Below are 18,201 nucleotides of genomic sequence, written 5' to 3'. Positions count from 1 at the left end.
CAGGTCGGCGAAATTCCGTAGACTCGTGTTCCGCAACGCCTTGTCACGCATGTCACTTACCCGCCCGGCCATCGCTGTTTTCCTCACCAACGCCCGTGGAGAGGTGCTTCTGCAAAAACGCAAACTAGAACAGCAGTGGGGCCTGATTTCCGGGAAATTCGAGTTCGGAGAAACGGTCGAACAGGCGGCCGTCCGCGAAGTGTGGGAGGAAACGGGGCGGTGGTGCCGCATCGAGCAATTAATCGGCGTCTACTCCGATCCGCTGACGCAGGTTTACGCTTATCCCGACCAGGCAGCGGTGCATTACGTGACGATCTACCTGAAAGCCTCTTTCACAGAAGAAGGACCGATCGTGCTGAACGACGAGTCGCTGGAATTTCGCTTCTTTCCGCCCGATGCGCTGCCCGATAACCTCTTGCGGATGTCGGAATTCTGGCTGGCCGACGCGCTGCACAGTGAGGCAGCCCACCTGCGCTAAGCACTTATGGCGTAAGGATCAACTCCATCTGAATATTACTTCGTTCGTAGGGCGTGGGGTGTCCCACCACTTTCTGAAAGCCCAGTTTGTGGTAGAGGCTGATGGCAGGTTCCAGGCGCGTATTGCTTTCCAGGTACAGTTTCGTGGCCCCGAGCAAACGCGCCTTGTCCACCACGGCCTGCCCCAACAGCCAGCCCAGCCCTTTGCCCTGCGCCCGCGGCGAAACCGCCATTTTCGCCAGCTCGAACTCGTAGTCGGGGTCGTCCATCGGAATCAGGGCGCAAACACCTAACGGTTCGTCGTTGTAAAGCGCGACCAGGATGTGCCCGCCCCGGTCCAGAATGTACTCCTGCGGATGGTCCAGCGCTTTGTAGTCGGCCGGTTCCATCGTGAAGTAGGCGGAGATCCACGCTTCATTGAGGGACCGAAAGGCTTCCTGATAGTTCGGCTCGTAGGGCACAATCTGTACGTTCCGGGCCTCCCGCTCCTTCCGACACGCCTGCACACGCCGAAACAGCGACTGCTGGCTCAGCAGAAACTCCCACTCTTCCAGCGCCTTCCAGAGGTCGTGGCGGGTTTGCGCCAGCAGGTGCTCGATGGCCTGGTTGACGTCGGCGTATTGGTCGGCCAACTGGCCCTGTACCGCCCGTCCCTTTTCCGAAAGACTGATCACATTTTTACGTCCGTCGCGCTTGTCTTTCCGCTCCTCTACCAGTCCGCCTTTGGCCATTTCGCGCACAATTTTGCTTACCGAGGGGTGTGTATGGCCGATCTCTTCCGCCAAGGCCGTCACGGTTTTCGCTTCTCCCTGCGAAAGCACGAAAAAGACCGGGAACCATTTGGGTTTGAGGTCTACGCCATACGAGCGGTAGACGGCCGTCGCTTCGTCGGTTAGCCGTTCGCTGAGCATGCGCAGCCGGCTCCCGATGGCCATCTTTCCAGTTTTCTCGAAGAAATCCATATCAGAATCTATTTACGTAACCAGTTACGTAAATGTGAATTCTTTTTCAATGCTTGTCAAGTGTTTCAGCCAAAGGGCACAAAAAAAGAAGCCTCCGGTAAAAGAAGGCTTCTCATCAAATGCTTCGTCGGTACGCTACTAATTCTCCAGGCTCTGTTCCAGCTTATCAATTTCGCCTTCGATCTGAGCAATCGACTTATCCAGTTCGTCGTACGAGCTAGTCCAGTCGGTTTCCTGAATCGATTTGGCTTCTTCGATCTTCTGGTTGATGTCTTCTTTTTCGCGCTGCAACTCGTCAATCGCCGATTTGATGTCGTCCGAAGCGCGGGTGTTGCCCTCTTTGTCAGAAATCTTCTTCAGCTCTTTCACCCGATCGTCGATCTTCTCACTGCGATCTTCCAGCTCTTTTACTTTCTGGGCCCGGAAATCTTCGTAATACTGCTCGCGCGAAGCCAGCGCCTCTTTGGTCTCTTCCTCAGCTTCCTGCGTGGCCTCTCGTGCCTCTTCGATGTTCTCCTGCACGTCCTGCTTGGTCAGCTCTTTGTTACAGCTGCCGAGTAGCATCAGGCTGCAAGCTCCCGCCAAAAGGGCAAATCCGGTTTTCTGTTGAATGGTCTGTATGAATTTCATATTATAGTCGCGTTTAATGAAACAATCAATGTGCAGTATATGCTTGATATACTTCTATTTACGCACAAATCGTAAAATTGTTTACACCTATCCGCACAACACCCCATTTTTAGAAGATACCTCGGGAGATTTTCCCAACCGCCTATCTGCCTGCACCGGGTCATCATTTTGCGTACGGTATGTCCCAAATCGCGTACTTTGGAGGCTATGAAACATGTCGTATTTCCGCTGGTACTGGTGCTGGCTCTGGCGAGCTGTTCCGCGAAAAAAGAGAAAGAGACCACGCCACCCCCGGCTCCGGCCACGCCGTCGGCAGCACCCGCCCCCGCCGCGCCGCAAAACGACCTTCCGCCGATTCCGGTCAGCCTGACCGACGGCTCTACGCAACAGATCAACGGCCTCTCCGGCAAAACGGTCCTGGTGCTGTTTCAGCCCGACTGCGACCACTGCCAACGCGAAGCCCGGCAGATTCACGAGAACCTCGGGCGCTTCTACGATTACCAGGTCTATTTCATTTCGAGCGCGCCCCTGGCCGAAGTCCGGCAGTTTGCGGTCGACTATCAATTTGCCGACGTGCCCAACTTTCACTTCGGGACCACCTCGGTCGTGAACGTGCTCCAGCAGTTCGGCTCCATCCCCACGCCGTCGATCTACGTGTACTCCGACGAGGGAAAACTGGTGCAGAAATTTGAAGGCGAGACGCCGATCGATCAGATTTTGCCGACGCTGTAGAACGTTGGGAGTTATGAGTTCGAAGTTGAAAGGCAAGGTCTGGAGAACTCATAGGAGACACAAGGCCGAGTTGCGGCTCTCTCTATTCCAACATCTGGCTTTGATGTTCGACTTCGTGTGGATTGTGAGTGCTGGCAAACCACCGGTGTCCGACGCTTTTCCCCGGGCGGGTACCCGTTAAAACGCTAGGGACAATGGTTTCTGAGGCGAACGCTGAACCGCCCGGCGGGCCGGGTCTGAACTCTTTTACCCTTCCTGGCGCTTTTCGGGTGGTTCGGCACCGGGACTGATCTCTTCCGAGTGAGCGTGTCCGTTTTGCGAGGGGCGGGGTTCGTCGCGCGCCAGCAGCGCCCGCGTCCGGGGCAGGCATTCCGGGTAATTCTTCTGAATGAAGTTGACCAGATTTTCGCGCACATAACAGCGCAGGTCCCACGCATCGGACGAGGTGGCCGCGCTCATCAGCGCCCGCAGTTCGAGCGTGTGCTCCTTGGAGTCGGTCACCTGTAACACGTTTACCTTCCGGTCCCACAACTTGCTCGATTCCAGCAACCGCGTCAGTTCGTCGCGCAGCGGTTCGATCGGAATGGTGTAGTCGGTGTAGAGAAAAACGGAGCCCATAATATCGGCCGAAACGCGCGTCCAGTTCTGAAACGGATGGTCGATGAAGTAGGTAATCGGCAGAATGAGGCGGCGCTTGTCCCAGATGCACACTACCACGTAGGTCAGCGTAATCTCTTCGATCCGTCCCCACTCCCCTTCGGCAATCACCACGTCGTCGATGCGGATCGGCTGCGTGAAGGCGATCTGAAAACCCGCCAGCAGATTGGCAATTGACTTCTGCGCCGCAAAGCCGACGATGATCCCCGCGACGCCAGCCGAGGTCAACAGGCCCGTGCCGAACTGCCGCACGCTTTCGAAGCTCATCAGGATGATCGACGAAATGATGATCACCACCGCCACCGACGCCAGCTTTTTGATGAACTGCATCTGCGTGCGGACCTTGCGGGCCGTAAAGTTGTTGTCCGTCGCGATGGAGTACTGCGCAAACACGACGTCCTGAATCACGTTCAGAATCCGCAGGACCAGCCATCCTAACGCCAGCAGCAGCAGCACTTTCACCACCTTGTTGACGGTAAATTCCACGTAGGGCAGTTCCCGGATCAGGGCCTGCACCGGCGTGGCCGGAATCACCAGCGCCAGAATGAACAGCGGCATGAACACCGCCAGCGGGCGACGCAGGTGCTTGATGACCGATTCGAGGAGGTAGTAATTGTACGTCCGTTCGTAATAGCCCACGACGCGGAACATCAGCCAGCGCAGCAGTAAACCGACGATCAGGCTACCGATCAGGGCAGCGGAAATCCAGAAAAGAAGTTGCAACCAAGGCGAGAGCGCATTGAGTTGATCCATGTAAGCGGTAAGCATGTGTCAAGAAACGGTGGGATGAGCGGTGGATGGATGCAGGCTGCGGAGATGCAGATCGTTTCTTCTCCTGTCTGCTACGCAAAGTCGGCCGCAGGGTTAGGCTGAATCTCGTATCTTGCGCGCCCTACCCCAAACGCTTGCCTCCGTGACGCAGACGACAACGCTTCTGATTCAGGAAAACATCGGCCCGACGCTAGCCCAATGGCTCGCGGACCGCTCGTACTCGAAAATTGCGGTTCTGACCGACACCAACACCCAGCGCGACTGTTACCCCCTACTGGCCGAGGTGCTGCCGCCCCACGTGACGTATACCGTACCGGCGGGCGAGCAGCACAAACACCTGGCCACCTGCCAGCAAATCTGGCACTTTCTGACCGAACAGCAGTTCGACCGGCACGGCGTGGTGCTGAACCTGGGCGGTGGCGTCATGGGCGACATGGGCGGCTTTTGTGCTGCGACTTACAAGCGCGGCGTCGACTTCGTGCAACTGCCGACCACACTGCTGGCGCAGGTCGATGCGTCGGTCGGTGGGAAGTTAGGGGTCGATTTCGAAGGTTACAAGAACCACGTCGGGGTGTTTGCGCAGCCGGCCGCCGTGCTGATCGGCACCGATTTTCTCCGGACCCTGCCCACCCGTGAGTTGCGTTCGGGCTTTGCCGAGGTCATCAAACACTGCCTCATTGCCGATGCTCAGCAGTGGGAAGCCCTGCGGCAGGTCCCGTTCGCACAACAGGACTGGCTCGCCCTGGTCGAACACTCGGTCGCCATCAAATCGGGGATTACGGAGCGCGATCCGAAAGAAAAAGGCGAGCGCAAGCTGCTGAACTTCGGGCATACGGTGGGCCATGCGGTCGAAAGCTGGCTGCTGGCGCACCCCGACCGAGCCATTCTGCACGGTGAGGCCATTGCCGTGGGGATGATCTGCGAGGGTTACCTGTCGGTGCAGCAGAGCGGCCTGTCCGAAGCCGACTTCCGGACGATGCAGACGTGGCTCCTCGACCTGTACGGGAAGGTAACGCTGAGCGCAGACGACATTGCCGGGATTGTACCGCTGGCGCGCCAGGACAAGAAAAACCGCGACGGCATCATCCGCAGCGTTCTGCTCGAAGCCCCCGGCCGTGCCCGTTACGACCAGTCGATTGCGGAAACCGCCATGGTCGAGGCGCTGGCGTACTACCAGACGGCCTAGCGCACAAAAAAGCCTCTTGCTTCTGGAAGCAAGAGGCTTGTATAGGTCAGGTGCAGACTACTCGACTATTTGTTGACAGCGTTCTTCGCCTTCTCAACAGCATCTTTTGCCTTCACTTCGTATTCGTCGGTCTTTTTGTTGATGGTGGCCAGCGAAGCGTCAATAAATTCCGATACCTTGTCCATGAACTTGTTCAACTGTTCACCGGCATCGCTCGAATAATCCGAGGCCTTGTCTGAAATTGCCTTCCGGGTATCTTCGCCAGTGCTTGGCGCCAGCAGAATGCCTGCTACAACACCCGTAGTCACACCGATCAGAAATCCCAAAAGCACTTTACCGTCGTCCATAATTTTGTGGTTTAAATGTGGTAAGAAATCAATTTTATTGACACTCGGATTAGTATTCGCATACTACGATGAGTCAACGTTGTATACTCTAATTTCGTAAACGTGGTTACATCCCTTGATTTTTTTTCCATTTTTTCTTAAAAACAAAAGCAAGTTTCGGAAATTCGCCGCCAATGACGCATTAGGGTCGGCGAGCGTACGTTTCGGCGTTGTGATTTCAGGAGCTTTTCGACCGGCGGTTTTCCACTTAATTTGAGTACATGTCTGTTTCATCCGTCACACTGACCCATCCTACCGGCCGGGTGCAATGCACCATCCCCCTGCCTTCGTCCAAGAGTGAAAGTAATCGCCTGCTGATCATCCGCGCGCTGTCGGGGACCGATACGCCGCTGCACAACCTTGCCGCCGCCCGCGATACGCAAACGATGATGCGCCTGCTGCAATCGGACGAAGAAGAAGTCGACGTACTCGACGCCGGCACCACGATGCGCTTCCTGACGGCCTATTACGCCCTCTCGGGGCAGACCAAGGTGATGACGGGCACGCCCCGCATGTGCGAACGCCCCATTGGCCCCCTGGTCGACGCCCTGCGGCAAATCGGAGCGCAGATCACCTACCTGAACCACGAAGGCTACCCGCCCATGCGCCTGGAAGGGTTTCACTACGAAGGCCACCACCGCGTGACGCTGCCCGGCAACATCAGCAGTCAGTACATTTCGGCGCTGCTGATGGTGGCCCCGACGCTGCCCGACGGCTTGGAAATCGAACTGACCGGACCCATCGGATCGCGGCCCTACATCGAGATGACCCGCGCGCTGATGCGCGACTTCGGCGTGGACTCGGAGTGGCACGGCAACCTGCTGAGCGTGGGACCGCAGCCTTACCTCGCCCAGGAATATACTGTGGAATCGGACTGGTCGGGCGCGAGTTACTGGTACGCCATTGCGGCGCTGGCCACCGACGCCGAAATCGTCTTGAAGGGTCTGAAAAAGGATTCGTTGCAAGGCGATAGCCGGCTGGTGGAACTTATGCGGCCGCTGGGTGTGCAGACCGAGTTCATCGACGGCGGCCTGCGGCTGACCCATACGCCGGCGGCCAAAGAGACGACCATCAATTTTGTGGATTGCCCCGATGTGGCACAGACGATTTTTGTGGTGTGTGCCGCCAAAGGCATCCAGTTGCAAGCCACGGGGCTGGAAAGCCTGCGGGTGAAGGAAACCGACCGCATTCTGGCGTTGCAACAGGAGCTGGGCAAGTTCGGCCACCGCATCGAAGAGACGCACCCCGGTCACTGGACCCTACGCCTCGCCCAACCGATGCCGACCCACGAACTGACGACCATCCACACTTACGACGATCACCGCATGGCGATGGCTTTTGCGCCGCTGGCACTCCGCCAGCCCCTCCGCATCGAAGACCCGGACGTGGTCAACAAATCATATCCGAGTTTCTGGCAGGATTTGGAAACCGCCGATTTCGACATCATCCGCGAAGCGGCGCCCTAATCACCAACCGTGCCCCCTTTTCCATTGAGTCAATTCCGCTTCACGGGAAGTGTCAGCCGCTCCCGAAAGCCAGGTTCTTCACAATGGATACGGTAGAGTGAGTCCATAGTGGCAATTAGTCTACGAAAAGGGGCCAACTTCAACGGATCGTCCGGATGCTTTCTTAGATAGTCCGATTGTAAATACATATACTCCGCCGCACTTCGCTCGTACACCGCATAGTCACCGTTGATGTTTAGTTCAATTAAGGTCCATTCTGCATCCGCCACGTTAGAGCAGTAGACACAGGCAGGCGAAAGACTCATTGTCTGAAGCGTCTTCATCTGCCGCGATAGTCCTTCTGCTGTATCGAAGGGCAGAGTAAAACGACATGCTGTGGTATCATTTCCGATCACCAGCTTTCGGGAAAAAGTTACGCTATCGCCCGTCGCTTTCCTCTGCATCTCCAGTACCTCAGTAGGTGTTAAAATCAAAGCGTCGTTGCGCCTAAAAAGCCTGAAGAATAGAAGATACTCATCCGTGGAAAAAATAGGCTGGAGCGTCAGCGAATCATACCATTTCTCGTAAACATCGGTAACGTCATACCCACCCAACGAATCCTGGTAGGCAAACGCCTTCGTGAGGCCAAAGTAAGGGCTGCTGTCTGCAGCAACCTGCTCATCAGGAATCCCTTCTTCCATTGAATGACCAGAACAGCTTCCGAATATAATACTCAGTATCAGACATAAAGAGAGAAGAGGTACCAGCAGCCCTCTTACCTTATAGTCAAGCACGATACACATGACTACTTTTTCTTGTTGTAACCGTACCATTCGTCTAATAGCTCCATTTTTTTACCATCCAACCGCACCCTCAGGAGTTCTCTGATTTCCGCGTAAAGTGTAGGCCCGATCCAGACCGGCATGGCGGCAAAGGTGACTTCATGATCTGCCAGATGCTCGTAAAAAGCCACCCCTGCCGCATTCCATAGTTCCTGTTGTGTTTGGCGAAAACACCATTCGGCAAACTGATAATATTTCTTCAGTCGCTCGGTATTGTTCTGCCGGTGTGCCTTGATGGTGGCAGGTAAGAGTTCAAAGAAAACCTGGTAGGGGGTCGTATCCGGTTGTTCGAAAAACTCTTTTTCTTCTGGCAACGCCTCAATTGCTTTTCTTCTCCAATTACTCACACCAGCGCTTTGCGGCAATAGTCCAGGCATTTTCGCACCTCCTTCACGGCGTCGGAGCCTTCGGGGATGTCGTATTCCAGTTCGACGGTGGCGGGGAACTTGTATTTCTGGTCGCGTATCAGTTGCAACACCGGGATGATCGGCGTATCGCCCTGGCCCCAGACGACGTTGCCCTTGCCATGCGCCGGAGTTTGCCGGTCTTTCAGGTGCATGCTCAGGATGCGGTCGTGCTGGGCCTTGACCATCCCCAGCGGATCGGCGTTACCGGCCGCCACAAAGTGCCCAAAGTCCAGGTTTAACGCGTTGTATTTCGATTGGGTCAGGGCCGTATCCCAGAAGGTAGGCGTCTGCTGCTCGTGGCCGTGGTAGCCGACGTAGACTTTGTGTTTCTGCGCCATGTCGCCCAGCTTTTTGGTGTGGGCATCGTCGCTGGGGTGTTCCAGCGTCACGTGGCTGGCTCCGAGCGCCTTGGCCGCCCGCATCCCGAAGTCGATTTCGGCGTTGGAGTTGTTCATGCCGAAGGCATCCGGTTTGTAGGCGTAGATCCGCACGCCCGCCTGGTTGTACATTTTCTTCAGCTGCGCGAATTTATCCAGCGATGCTTTGGCCCGCCAGGCCGCCACTTCTTTGTTGTAGGCCTCCATCTGCTGGCGCATCTCGGCCATCTCTTTTTGCTCGGCATCCGTCAGGGTTTCGCCGTTACGCTGTTTGATCAGGAAGCCGTAGAACGCCCGCCGGTCGACCGGGTTGGCCGGTTTGCCAGCAAAGGCTTCCGCCGGATCGCCCATCAGTTCGATGGCTGAGATGCCGGAATCGAGCACGTACTGCAAGGTGGCCTCAGCGCTCTGGTCGGGCATGCTGCGAAACGAGTAGGTGATGACGCCGATCTGCACCCCTTCGATGAGCGAATTGGGCTTGTTGAAATACTTCAGAATGGCGGGCGCACCGGTCAGCGAAGGCACCACGGCCGCGCCGGCCACGAGCGTAGCCCCGGTACGGAGAAACTGACGACGGGAAGCAAGGGTAGTTTTTTTCATGGAAGTAGGAGTTGATAGGTTGAGGTACTCGAAAATGACTAAAGATGAGTTATGCGCCGGCAGAAAGCATCAATTCAGCGCCACAGACGACGTCACGAGTCCGAAGAGTTGCAGTTGCCGCATCGACCAGGGCGCAGTGTCTTCGGCTTCTACCGTCGTGGTTTGCGTGATGCGGACAAATTTGGCGTCGACCGGAGCGAACACCACTGTCTGATCGGCTTCGCTTCCCTGCCGGGTGGCTACCGGTTCCGACCAGGTTTTCCCATCCATCGACACCTGGACTTCGTAAGTGCGCGGGTACGTCTGAATGGGCGGCGGAGCCTCCGGTCCCCAGCCGCTGCGGATCGGTGGCGAATTGAAATGCACCTCCGTCAGCGTCGTCGGCCGCGGCAATTCGATCTGAAACCACATGCCTTTCTGCTGGGTTTCGCCGGTGGTCCAGCCTTCAAAGTTGAATGCGCTCCGGGGAGACGCCGTGCCGCCAATGCGCGCCGAAGCGGTGTGGCTGGCCGTAACGTTCCAGTTGTCTTGCAGAGGCAATGCCTGCGGCACCGAGGCCCGCAAGGCCGCGTACTGATACGGCCCCTGTTGCGCGGCACTTGCTTTGCGCACCCGGGCAACGTCGGCCGGGGTAATCGGGGACGCTTCGTTGGTCAGGTTCACGCGGATGAACGAAAGCACTGAGGCCACCCACTCGTCCGACTGTTCCGGCATGCCCACCATGATGCCCCCCGCGTAAGTCTTGCCCTCGATCGGGCCGGTCAGGCCATGCAACAAGGTTTTGATGACGTAGTCGGGGTGAGCCTGCACGCGCAGCGAACCGGTCAGCGGGGGGGCCAGCACCTGTCCTTCGCCAACCGGCGTACCGGTGCCGTCGGTACCGTGGCATTGCGAACACAATTCGTTAAAGATTTCGGCCCCGTGCTCTACCAGCGCCAGTTGTGTCTCCGTTAAGTCAGGACCGCCACTCACGCCGAAGCCCCGGACAACAGGCGGATTCAGGATCTGCTTCCCGACCACCTGCACACCCCTGGCCTGATTTGCTGTCATCGCCGCCTGGATATGGCGATCCAGCGCAGGAAGTTGCAACACTTTTGCGGTGAGCATGGCCTGGATGACCACTTCAGTTACGGGGTCCTGCAGCATGCGCTGGTAATCGGACGCCAGTTCCTTTTTGCCGGTTTTGTACAGCGTCTCGCTGGCGCGCAACGCCTGAATGCGCAGCCGTGGATTCGGGTCCTGCAGAAGGTCGCGTACCAGGGTCACGTCCAGCGCGTTCAGCCCTTCCAGGCTCCAGAGTGCATGAAACCGGGCCAGCATGTTCTTGTCCTGGCGCGCCAGCGTTTCCAACTGCGGCACCACCGAGCGATCCTGCCGCAACACGATCAGTTGCTGGGCCTTGTCACGCCACCAACCGTTGGGATGGGTCAGGTGGTTGACCAGCTCGGCCGTACGTTCTTCGAACATCCGGGGCTGTGTTTTGTCCCGCTCCAGGCCCTCGTGCGTGATGCGCCAGATGCGCCCCAGCCCCACGACTTTGTCGAGCTGGTACTGCTCGATTTTAGTCCGCAGGTACGAACCTTTTTGCGCCCACTGGCCTTCCTGAATGATGCCGTGGTACATGTCCACGATGTACAGGGTCCCGTCGGGGGCCGTGGCCATATCGACCGGACGGAACAGCGGGTCGGTCGACCGCAAAAATTCCGATTGCTCGTCCTGATACACGTTGTGCAGCGTCGTGAGCCCTTCGGTAACCACCGGGTTGATCTGGCGCACGATGCGGGCGACGGGCTCGCCGTAGAAATATTGTCCTTGGAGGTCGCGAGGGAGGCGGTCGCCCCGGTACACGTCGTTGCCGGCGGAGCCCGTCACGCGCTTGAGCGACCCGTCGGGCTGGCGGATTTCGTCCATGCCGCCCTGCATGTCGGCCGTTTTCACGGCGGCCCCCCACGGCACGTCGAAGCCTTCGGCAAATTCGTTTTCGACCTCAAAATTTCCGTAATGGATGGGAAACTGGAAGTAGGACGGTAACCCGCTGGCGCCCCCCTGGAACCAGAGTTTTCCGTCGTCGTCGTGCGCCACGCCCCACTGCGCCCGGTTGTAGCCGGTCTTTTCCCGAATCACCCCGCCCGGCGTTTCCCGCACGCGGAAGGCGTTGACGGTGCTGTAGAGCCAGTTGTCCATTCCCCAGTACATGAATGCCTGCTGGTGCTCCACATTGCCCGAACGGCCGTACTTGTTGGTAAACAGTTCTTTTTTGTCGGCTTTGCCGTCGCCGTCGGTGTCCGTGTATTTGTAGACGTTGTCGGCATCGGACTCCATCGTCAGGATGCAATCTTTGCCGTACGGCAGCACGAAACGCGGGAAAATCAGGCTGTCGACAAACGCAGTGCCGGTTTCGTACACGCCGTCGTGGTCGCGGTCTTCCCAGCGGGAGATGCGGCTGTCCGGCTCCAACTCGCCGTCCGAGTCGGCCGTCAGCATGTAGGTCCGTAATTCCAGCACGTACATCCGGCCGTTGCCGTCGAACGCAATGGCACCGGGCTGCTGGATTTGAGGTTCCGTTAAAATGGGTTCGATGTGGTAGCCGGCCGGCAACAGAAACTTCTGCGCTTCTTCGGCCGGATAAAGCGGCAACACCGGCGCTTTGGGGGTCAGGTCAATGCCTTTCCAGTTTTCGTCTTCCGGGTCGGCCTCGTCCGGGAGTTGCACAACCGGCAGGCTGTCCGACATGGAACCGATGACCTGATCAACCGGGCTGGTTTTCTGGTCGGTCGTGGAACAGCCGCTCCACAGCGTGGAACTTAGGGCGAGCGAAAAAACGACGGCAGGCGAAGTGCCTCGCGGAAGCGTAAAACGTAGGAGCATGCGGTAGGATGTTTGCAGACAAAGTTCGTTGGTGGGGTGGGTGTCTCGAAAAAGTGCTTCGACCCTACAAGGTAAGCGGGATTGTCCCGATCACCAAGCTTTTTTTCAGGACGATAGACCATCTTTCTCTTTTGTTAGATAGCTCCATCGATTCGTTCTACACCTCCCGGCATCGCCTCACCGGCCGACCCCTCCAGCCCGTATATCCCCGCTTCCCAGGCCGTTACTCCGCGGCCACCAGCAGCACCGGATGGGGCGTATCGAACGTTACGTTTCCGTCCTGCACCTGCGCCGTCTTGCCCGAATAATAATCCTTGACAGGACGCCCCTCGGCGAAGGCTTGGCCCACCGGAATGGTTTTGCGGCCGATCGGCAAGTCCAGCGCCACCACCACATCGTCGGTGTAGCCACCTTCCTCAAAACGGCGGGAAAAGACGTAAGGCTGCGCCTGCAATGCCCGGTGCCGCCCCGCCCCGACGGCCGGATGCGCCCGCCGAAACTGCCCCAACCGCGTGAAGTGGTCGAACGTAGCTTTGGCGGTGGTGTCGCTGCGCAGGGCTTCCCAGTTCATGAATGACCGCAGCGTGGCGTCGCCTTCCGTGCCGGGAATTTGCAGCGACCGTGCCGACTCGTCGCCGTAGTAGATCTGCGCCGCACCCTGGGCCAGCAGCAGGCGCGTGCCCGTTTCCAGCGTCTGCGACCGATCCGGATCGAACGGCTGGCCGTCGTCGTGCGACGTGAGGTAATTCAGCACGTTGACCCCGTCCAGCGCGCCGCCGTGCAGCAGCGTGTCGTACTTGGTAAAGAAAGCGTCGTAGGGCTGTTTGGCGTCGTACTTGAAGTCAAAATTGATCAGCGCTTCGAAGCCGTTGTCAAAAAAATCGACGTTACGGTCGCCGTAGTCGTAGGCCCGACCGGCCCCCGCCGCGTAGTTGTAGACCTCCCCCACCATGAAAAAGTCGTTGTCGTCGAGCACGTCGGCCGGATGGGCGGCTTTCCAATCGGCAAAGGCCTTTTCCGCCTGTTCTTTCAATTCCGACCAGATGCCCGCTTCCGTATGCTTGGCTGTATCGACCCGGAAGCCATCGACGCCCAGTTCCCGCACGTAGTCGGTCAGCCACTTGATCAGGTACGCCCTCGGAGAACGTGGGTAGCCCGTCGCGGCAAAAAACGCGTCCAGTTCCTGCTGCTCCTGTTCCAGCCGCCCTTCGGCCTGCCACTTCTGCACTAGTTGTGCGGGCAGATCTACTGGTGACTCGCTTTCGGTATGGACGTCGGGCAGGTTTTTGACCAGCGTACATTCCACAGTTGTTTCGTACCCCTCGTACGTGCAGGTGGGCGATTGGCGGACCCAGGCATCAGGCCAGGCGGGATCGTCCGGCGTCACCGGCCCGGTGTGGTTGACTACCACGTCGAGCAACACGCGGATGCCGTGCTGGTGCGCGGTGGTGACCAGTTCCTGCAACTCCGCAGCCGTCCCGAAACTCGGGTCCAGCGTGGTCCAGTCTTTCGCCCAGTAGCCGTGGTAGCCGTAGGTCTTGCCCGTGCCTTCGTCCACATAGCCGTGCACCTGCTCCACCAGAGGTGTCATCCAGAGCGCCGTCACCCCCAGCTTGTCAAAGTAACCAGCCTTGAGTTGTTGCGTCACGCCTTTCAGATCGCCACCCAGAAAGCCCCGCAGCACAGCCGTCTCTTCGTCGCGCCCGAACGCGACGTCGTTGGTCGTGTCGGCGTTGTAAAAGCGGTCGGTCAGCAGAAAATAGACGGTGGCGTTGCGCCAGAGAAAAGGCGCTTCCGGGGGATTATCGACGGTGGCGGTGGTTTCGGTCGCCGAACTGCCGGGGCGCTGGCAGTGGGTGAGCAGGCAAAGCGCAAGGCAAGCAAGAAGTAGGCGGTGGCGCATGGGGATAAGGTTGGGTGGTGTAGAAGTAAATGTAAATGATTTTACGAGAGCCCCTATACTGTATACTACCTTGATTGCATCGTACGGCTAATGTGGCCATGCGCGGAGTGCACGTGCAACGACTTTTTGCGTTGTTACGCTTCTCCAAGCATCGCCCGTTGTAGCGGCGCAATTCTCTCAGGTTACATCCCGGCCATGGACTCGTGATCGTGCGACATGACGGGTTCGCCGCCTTTTTTAAGCACCCACTCGCTGTACAGGAGGTAGGCACCGGACACCACCACCCGGGCGTCGGGTTGCAGGCCGTGGTGAATGGCGACACGCTGGGCAGTCTCTTCGCCGAGCATGACCGGACGCTCTTCGAACGTATGGTCACTGGTCTGGATCCAGACGTGTGCGCCTTTCGAGGTGCGGATCACCGCTTCAGTGGGGACCGTCATTCCAATTTGGGTATTACTTCGCGGCAACCGGACAGTGGCCTGCATGCCGGGTTGCAGCGTCCCTTCCGGATTGGGCACTTCGGCCCGGATCAGGAGCACCTGCGCTCCCACCCGAAATTCCGGATTCCGGAACGAGATGCGGGTTTCAAACGGAGTGGCGGGTTGTCCCTCCACGCGGACCTGCACGGGCGTATTCAGCTGGACCTGCGCGACTTCCTGCGCGTACAGCTCGGCCTCTACCCAGAGCGGATCGAGCCGCGCCAGTTGGTAGAGCATCCCACCCTCGGCGACGTACTGTCCCTCCTGCGCGGTGACCTGGGTAACGAAGCCGGATGTCGGGGCGACGAACGTGACGCGAGCGGCGGGTTGGTCCTGTTGCGCCAGATGCGTGAGTTGTGCCTCCGTCAGTCCGTATAACAGCAACTTCTGGCGGGCCGCTTCGAGAAACGAAGCAAAGCGGGGTTCCTCGTCTCCTAGTTCCTCCACCTGGCGGCGGGCCAGTAGAAACTCCCGCTGGAGGGTCAGCAGTTCCTCACTGTACAGCTCGTAAAGCGGTTGGCCCTGCCGCACACGCGTGCCGGTTTCTTTCAGCCACAGCCGCTCGATGCGTCCGGCGGCGCGGCTACTCACCACGTCGGTTTGCGTTTCGTCGGTCACCAGCCGCCCGGTGAGGAGGGTCTGCCCCGACACGGTCCCGGAATCGACGGGGACCGACCGGATGTTGCCCAGGGTAATCTGCCGACTGCTCAACATCAGCGCGGCTTCTTCCGCGCCGCCCTTGTCAACCGCCACGAGGTCCATCCCGCAGATGGGGCAGCTCCCCGGCGCTGTCTCTACCACCTGCGGATGCATCGGGCAGGTGTAGGTAGTTGTAGGTTCGCCTTCGTCGTGACGGTGAGCGGTCTCCTGACAGGCAGCCAGTCCAAGCGTCAGCAGCACGAGTAGAAGACGAAATTTAGGTGGTAGGAATCGCATGTGTTTATTCATTTACCTGGATGAAACTTTCGCTATCGACCAGCATTTGCGCGTTGGCCGCCAGCCATTCGTCGCCTTCGAGCCCGGACAGGATGGCCCGTTTGCCGTTGATCATCGCACCTGTCGTCACCGGTACCGGCCGAAAAGCATCGCCCTTGCGGCGGAACACCACGGCCTCCGCACCCAGGTCGACCACCGCTTCGCGCGGCACCCAGAGTTGCTCGGGCGTGGTATAGGTCAGGCGTCCACGCACCAGTTGCCCGACCGCCACCCGGGCATTCACATCGTGCAGATAGACCCGCAGGCGGGCGAAGGGTTCGCCGCGCTGGTAAAAGGGCTGGACGAAATCGACCTGCGTCGCCAGCGTATCGCCATTTCCCAACAGCAGTTGCAGCGGCATTCCTTCCTCTACCTGCCGTGCGTCGGCGGCCGGGGCCAGAAACTCCGCCCACAGACGGCTCGGGTCCACAACCTGGAACAAGGACTGCCCCACCGAGACATAACTTCCTTCCCGTAAACTCAACGTCGGTGCAGCACCGCCGTCGTTACGTTGGCTGGCCGCGCTTCCCATGCCCATCCCAGTTGCGGTGGCCATGCCAGCGCCAGCGGGTCTGACTTCGGGCAGCGCGGTGGCATTCAGATCGGTTACGTAACCGTCGTAGGGACTGTACAGCGCAACCGTGTAGCTGGGCTGTCCGGTCTGGAGCAGGCGATCGATCTGTCTGTCGGTTGTTCCCAAAAGACGCAGTTTCTGCTTCGCGGCCTCGATCAGTTGCGTGTCCTGCTGCTTGGCGACGTAGAGCAGCTCTTTCTGGGCCGTGACCAGCTCGGGACTGTAGACGTCCAGCAGTTTTTCGCCCTTCCGCACGGACTGGTACGGGTACTTCACATAAAGCCGCTCGATGCGACCGGCGACCCGCGCGGGGACCGTGTGGACGTGGCGCGGATCGGGTACGACATTCCCTTCCAACGTCAGGGTGGCTTTCTGCGACATGCGGCTGGGCCGGATGGTGGCGGTGCGCCCGACGATGGCTTCGTCGCTGGCTTCACTCAGCCGCGCTATGCCTTCGGGCAACGGCGCTTCGTCGCCCTCGCTTGCCTGCGGCACCAGGTCCATCCCGCAGACCGGACAACTGCCCGGTCCTTCCTGAATGACCTGCGGGTGCATCGGACAGGTATACAGCCCCTCGTGGTCGTGTGTGTTGCCGGGTTGGCAGGCTGCCAACCAAAGCGCCAGCCACAGGATGAATCCCCAGTTGAATGGCTTACCGTTCCAGTTCTTGTTCATAGCGAATGCGCAGTAGGTACAATTGTTCGAGTTGATCCAGGTAGTCGAGTTGCATGCTGTTGAGCGCCTCCCAGGCATCGATCAGCGGCGGCAGTTCCGACTGGTTTTCTTCGTAGGCCAGCAGCGTGACGTCGTAATTTTTTTGCAGGGCGGGCAGGATCTTGTCGCGGTAATTTTCCACCTGCTGCCGCTTCGCGTTCAGCTCCAGTGCCAGGGAGTGCAGCCGTCCGCGCGCCTCGTTCAAGAGGTTTTCGCGCTCCCGCCGCAGGGCGATCACTTCGCTGTTCATCGCCCGCACGTTCGACTGGTAGCCGCCCGCCGACCACGGCGCAATCGGGATCGACACCATCGCCATCGCCGTGAACATGCTGGGACGGTCGAAGCCGCGGGGCGTCATGTGGTTGAAGCTGAGGCGGAAATCGGGTTTGCGTTCCAGCCCTTCGCGGGCCAGGTTCAGCTGCATGGTCTGGATGGAACGGTTGATGCGCTGCACGTCGCTCCGCACCGCCGACAGGTCGGTGGAGTCGAGGCCGACCTGCACCGGCTCGGGCAGTTGCAGGGTGGTGTCGATCGAGAACGCCGGTGTGCCGGACTGGTTCATCAGGGTCGAGAGCATGACCCGCTGTTTGGCGATGTCGCTGGCAAGCATCAACTGCTCGTTCTGAATCTGCTGCTGCCGGGCTTCGGCCTCGTAGATGCCCGCCAGGGGTCCCTGGTTGTAGGGATAGCGGAGCCGCGCCACCTTGAGCATAAAGGCGATGATGCGTTCGTTTTCTTCCAGCACCTGCTGCTTTTGTGCCAGCACGACCCACCGGTAATATGCCTCTTTTGCCTGTGTCCGCAGGTCGTTGAACGCCTCCGCCCGCGCCGCGGCTTCCACCGCCGACCGGGAGGCGTAGTAGTCGCGCCGCGCCCGCTGTTTCGCCGGATTGGGAATCTGCTGCTCCACCGACAGCATGTAGGAACTGGGCATCATCCCCGGCTCGCCCGTCTGTAGATTATAGGGAAACATGAACACCCCACCCCCGACCATCGGCGGCATCCAGGCCGTCGAGCCCTCGGCATATTGTTCCATCGCCCGAGCACGGGCGTCGTACTGTTGCAATCCCGGATTGCTCCGCTCCACTTCGGCCAGCACACTGTCTAGCGTCAGCACCGGCGTCTGTGCCACGGCGGGCAGGGTAAGAAGCAAGAACAGAATAGCGTTGGAGACCGCGAGGCCTCCTCTATTACCTCGAAAATCACCTCTGGTTTC

At 58.9% G+C, this 18,201-nt stretch carries 16 protein-coding genes; 4 read left to right on the top strand and 12 right to left on the bottom strand.

Features of this window, described 5'->3' with window-relative positions; all coding sequences use genetic code 11:
* Positions 1–49: 49 nt before the first annotated feature.
* A complete protein-coding gene (locus tag BLR44_RS04610; RefSeq protein ID WP_089679737.1) occupies positions 50–478 on the top strand; it encodes an NUDIX domain-containing protein in 429 nt (142 codons plus the stop codon).
* Positions 479–482: 4 nt separating this feature from the next.
* Here BLR44_RS04610 and BLR44_RS04605 read toward each other — a convergent pair whose 3' ends face one another.
* Together BLR44_RS04605 and BLR44_RS04600 are read right to left on the bottom strand one after the other, a co-directional pair.
* Positions 483–1,439: a bifunctional helix-turn-helix transcriptional regulator/GNAT family N-acetyltransferase gene (locus BLR44_RS04605; RefSeq protein ID WP_089679735.1), complete on the bottom strand. Its 957-nt coding sequence runs from the start codon at positions 1,437–1,439 to the stop codon at positions 483–485.
* Between the two features lie 138 nt (positions 1,440–1,577).
* Entirely contained in the window at positions 1,578–2,069 is a 492-nt protein-coding gene (locus BLR44_RS04600; RefSeq protein ID WP_089679732.1) for a hypothetical protein, read from the bottom strand.
* A gap of 207 nt (positions 2,070–2,276) precedes the next feature.
* Between BLR44_RS04600 and BLR44_RS04595 the strand changes: the two genes are divergently transcribed.
* Positions 2,277–2,801 carry a TlpA family protein disulfide reductase gene (locus tag BLR44_RS04595; RefSeq protein WP_089679730.1) on the top strand — a complete coding sequence of 175 codons (525 nt, stop codon included), beginning with the start codon at positions 2,277–2,279 and terminating at the stop codon, positions 2,799–2,801.
* 246 nt (positions 2,802–3,047) lie between these two features.
* On the opposite strand, the gene BLR44_RS04590 is transcribed toward BLR44_RS04595, so the two are convergent.
* Positions 3,048–4,226 (bottom strand): mechanosensitive ion channel family protein, encoded by a 1,179-nt coding sequence (locus BLR44_RS04590; RefSeq protein ID WP_245705974.1) that lies wholly within the window; start codon positions 4,224–4,226, stop codon positions 3,048–3,050.
* 145 nt (positions 4,227–4,371) lie between these two features.
* On the opposite strand from BLR44_RS04590, the gene aroB reads away from it, so the two are divergent.
* Positions 4,372–5,415, top strand: coding sequence for a 3-dehydroquinate synthase (gene aroB, locus BLR44_RS04585; protein ID WP_245705973.1), 1,044 nt, complete (start codon positions 4,372–4,374; stop codon positions 5,413–5,415).
* A gap of 65 nt (positions 5,416–5,480) precedes the next feature.
* Here aroB and BLR44_RS04580 read toward each other — a convergent pair whose 3' ends face one another.
* The gene (locus BLR44_RS04580) at positions 5,481–5,762 is read right to left on the bottom strand and encodes a YtxH domain-containing protein (RefSeq protein WP_089679728.1); all 282 of its coding nucleotides are present in this window, start codon (positions 5,760–5,762) and stop codon (positions 5,481–5,483) included.
* Positions 5,763–6,022: 260 nt separating this feature from the next.
* Here BLR44_RS04580 and BLR44_RS04575 point away from each other — a divergent pair, with 260 nt between their 5' ends.
* Positions 6,023–7,267 carry a 3-phosphoshikimate 1-carboxyvinyltransferase gene (locus BLR44_RS04575; RefSeq protein WP_089679726.1) on the top strand — a complete coding sequence of 415 codons (1,245 nt, stop codon included), beginning with the start codon at positions 6,023–6,025 and terminating at the stop codon, positions 7,265–7,267.
* A gap of 29 nt (positions 7,268–7,296) precedes the next feature.
* On the opposite strand, the gene BLR44_RS04570 is transcribed toward BLR44_RS04575, so the two are convergent.
* From BLR44_RS04570 to BLR44_RS04530, 8 genes are all read right to left on the bottom strand, one after another.
* Positions 7,297–7,947 (bottom strand): hypothetical protein, encoded by a 651-nt coding sequence (locus BLR44_RS04570; protein WP_143017116.1) that lies wholly within the window; start codon positions 7,945–7,947, stop codon positions 7,297–7,299.
* A gap of 104 nt (positions 7,948–8,051) precedes the next feature.
* Complete coding sequence (locus BLR44_RS04565; RefSeq protein ID WP_143017115.1) at positions 8,052–8,465, bottom strand: DUF7674 family protein; 414 nt, start codon at positions 8,463–8,465, stop codon at positions 8,052–8,054.
* The gene (locus BLR44_RS04560) at positions 8,432–9,472 is read right to left on the bottom strand and encodes a sugar phosphate isomerase/epimerase family protein (RefSeq protein WP_089679720.1); all 1,041 of its coding nucleotides are present in this window, start codon (positions 9,470–9,472) and stop codon (positions 8,432–8,434) included. Before BLR44_RS04560 ends, BLR44_RS04565 begins: the two co-directional genes overlap by 34 nt.
* A gap of 69 nt (positions 9,473–9,541) precedes the next feature.
* Positions 9,542–12,340, bottom strand: a complete 2,799-nt coding sequence (locus BLR44_RS04555) for a DUF7133 domain-containing protein (protein ID WP_089679718.1) — start codon at positions 12,338–12,340, stop codon at positions 9,542–9,544.
* Positions 12,341–12,563: 223 nt separating this feature from the next.
* Positions 12,564–14,243 carry an alpha-amylase family glycosyl hydrolase gene (locus tag BLR44_RS04550; RefSeq protein WP_089679717.1) on the bottom strand — a complete coding sequence of 560 codons (1,680 nt, stop codon included), beginning with the start codon at positions 14,241–14,243 and terminating at the stop codon, positions 12,564–12,566.
* Between the two features lie 182 nt (positions 14,244–14,425).
* Entirely contained in the window at positions 14,426–15,658 is a 1,233-nt protein-coding gene (locus BLR44_RS04545) for an efflux RND transporter periplasmic adaptor subunit (RefSeq protein ID WP_218127011.1), read from the bottom strand.
* 4 nt (positions 15,659–15,662) lie between these two features.
* On the bottom strand, positions 15,663–16,946 hold the full coding sequence (locus BLR44_RS28505; protein ID WP_176955896.1) for a heavy metal-binding domain-containing protein: 1,284 nt from the start codon (positions 16,944–16,946) through the stop codon (positions 15,663–15,665).
* Positions 16,924–18,138: a TolC family protein gene (locus BLR44_RS04530; RefSeq protein ID WP_176955895.1), complete on the bottom strand. Its 1,215-nt coding sequence runs from the start codon at positions 18,136–18,138 to the stop codon at positions 16,924–16,926. Before BLR44_RS04530 ends, BLR44_RS28505 begins: the two co-directional genes overlap by 23 nt.
* Positions 18,139–18,201: the final 63 nt, after the last annotated feature.

Origin of the sequence: Catalinimonas alkaloidigena (assembly GCF_900100765.1) — a bacterium.
Lineage (GTDB): Bacteria > Bacteroidota > Bacteroidia > Cytophagales > Flexibacteraceae > Mooreia > Mooreia alkaloidigena.
Note: the sequence above shows the minus strand (reverse complement) of the source record. Positions and strands in the feature narration are given on the sequence as shown.

What these genes read in the sequence shown, in the direction of transcription:
- BLR44_RS04580 (WP_089679728.1), bottom strand. Translation starts at nt 5,762, where the DNA reads ATGGACGACGGTAAAGTGCTTTTGGGATTTCTGATCGGTGTGACTACG.
- BLR44_RS28505 (WP_176955896.1), bottom strand. Translation starts at nt 16,946, where the DNA reads ATGAACAAGAACTGGAACGGTAAGCCATTCAACTGGGGATTCATCCTG.
- BLR44_RS04575 (WP_089679726.1), top strand. Translation starts at nt 6,023, where the DNA reads ATGTCTGTTTCATCCGTCACACTGACCCATCCTACCGGCCGGGTGCAA.
- BLR44_RS04605 (WP_089679735.1), bottom strand. Translation starts at nt 1,439, where the DNA reads ATGGATTTCTTCGAGAAAACTGGAAAGATGGCCATCGGGAGCCGGCTG.
- BLR44_RS04570 (WP_143017116.1), bottom strand. Translation starts at nt 7,947, where the DNA reads ATGGAAGAAGGGATTCCTGATGAGCAGGTTGCTGCAGACAGCAGCCCT.
- BLR44_RS04560 (WP_089679720.1), bottom strand. Translation starts at nt 9,472, where the DNA reads ATGAAAAAAACTACCCTTGCTTCCCGTCGTCAGTTTCTCCGTACCGGG.
- BLR44_RS04610 (WP_089679737.1), top strand. Translation starts at nt 50, where the DNA reads ATGTCACTTACCCGCCCGGCCATCGCTGTTTTCCTCACCAACGCCCGT.
- BLR44_RS04555 (WP_089679718.1), bottom strand. Translation starts at nt 12,340, where the DNA reads ATGCTCCTACGTTTTACGCTTCCGCGAGGCACTTCGCCTGCCGTCGTT.
- BLR44_RS04595 (WP_089679730.1), top strand. Translation starts at nt 2,277, where the DNA reads ATGAAACATGTCGTATTTCCGCTGGTACTGGTGCTGGCTCTGGCGAGC.
- BLR44_RS04550 (WP_089679717.1), bottom strand. Translation starts at nt 14,243, where the DNA reads ATGCGCCACCGCCTACTTCTTGCTTGCCTTGCGCTTTGCCTGCTCACC.
- BLR44_RS04600 (WP_089679732.1), bottom strand. Translation starts at nt 2,069, where the DNA reads ATGAAATTCATACAGACCATTCAACAGAAAACCGGATTTGCCCTTTTG.
- BLR44_RS04545 (WP_218127011.1), bottom strand. Translation starts at nt 15,658, where the DNA reads ATGCGATTCCTACCACCTAAATTTCGTCTTCTACTCGTGCTGCTGACG.
- BLR44_RS04565 (WP_143017115.1), bottom strand. Translation starts at nt 8,465, where the DNA reads ATGCCTGGACTATTGCCGCAAAGCGCTGGTGTGAGTAATTGGAGAAGA.
- BLR44_RS04590 (WP_245705974.1), bottom strand. Translation starts at nt 4,226, where the DNA reads ATGCTTACCGCTTACATGGATCAACTCAATGCGCTCTCGCCTTGGTTG.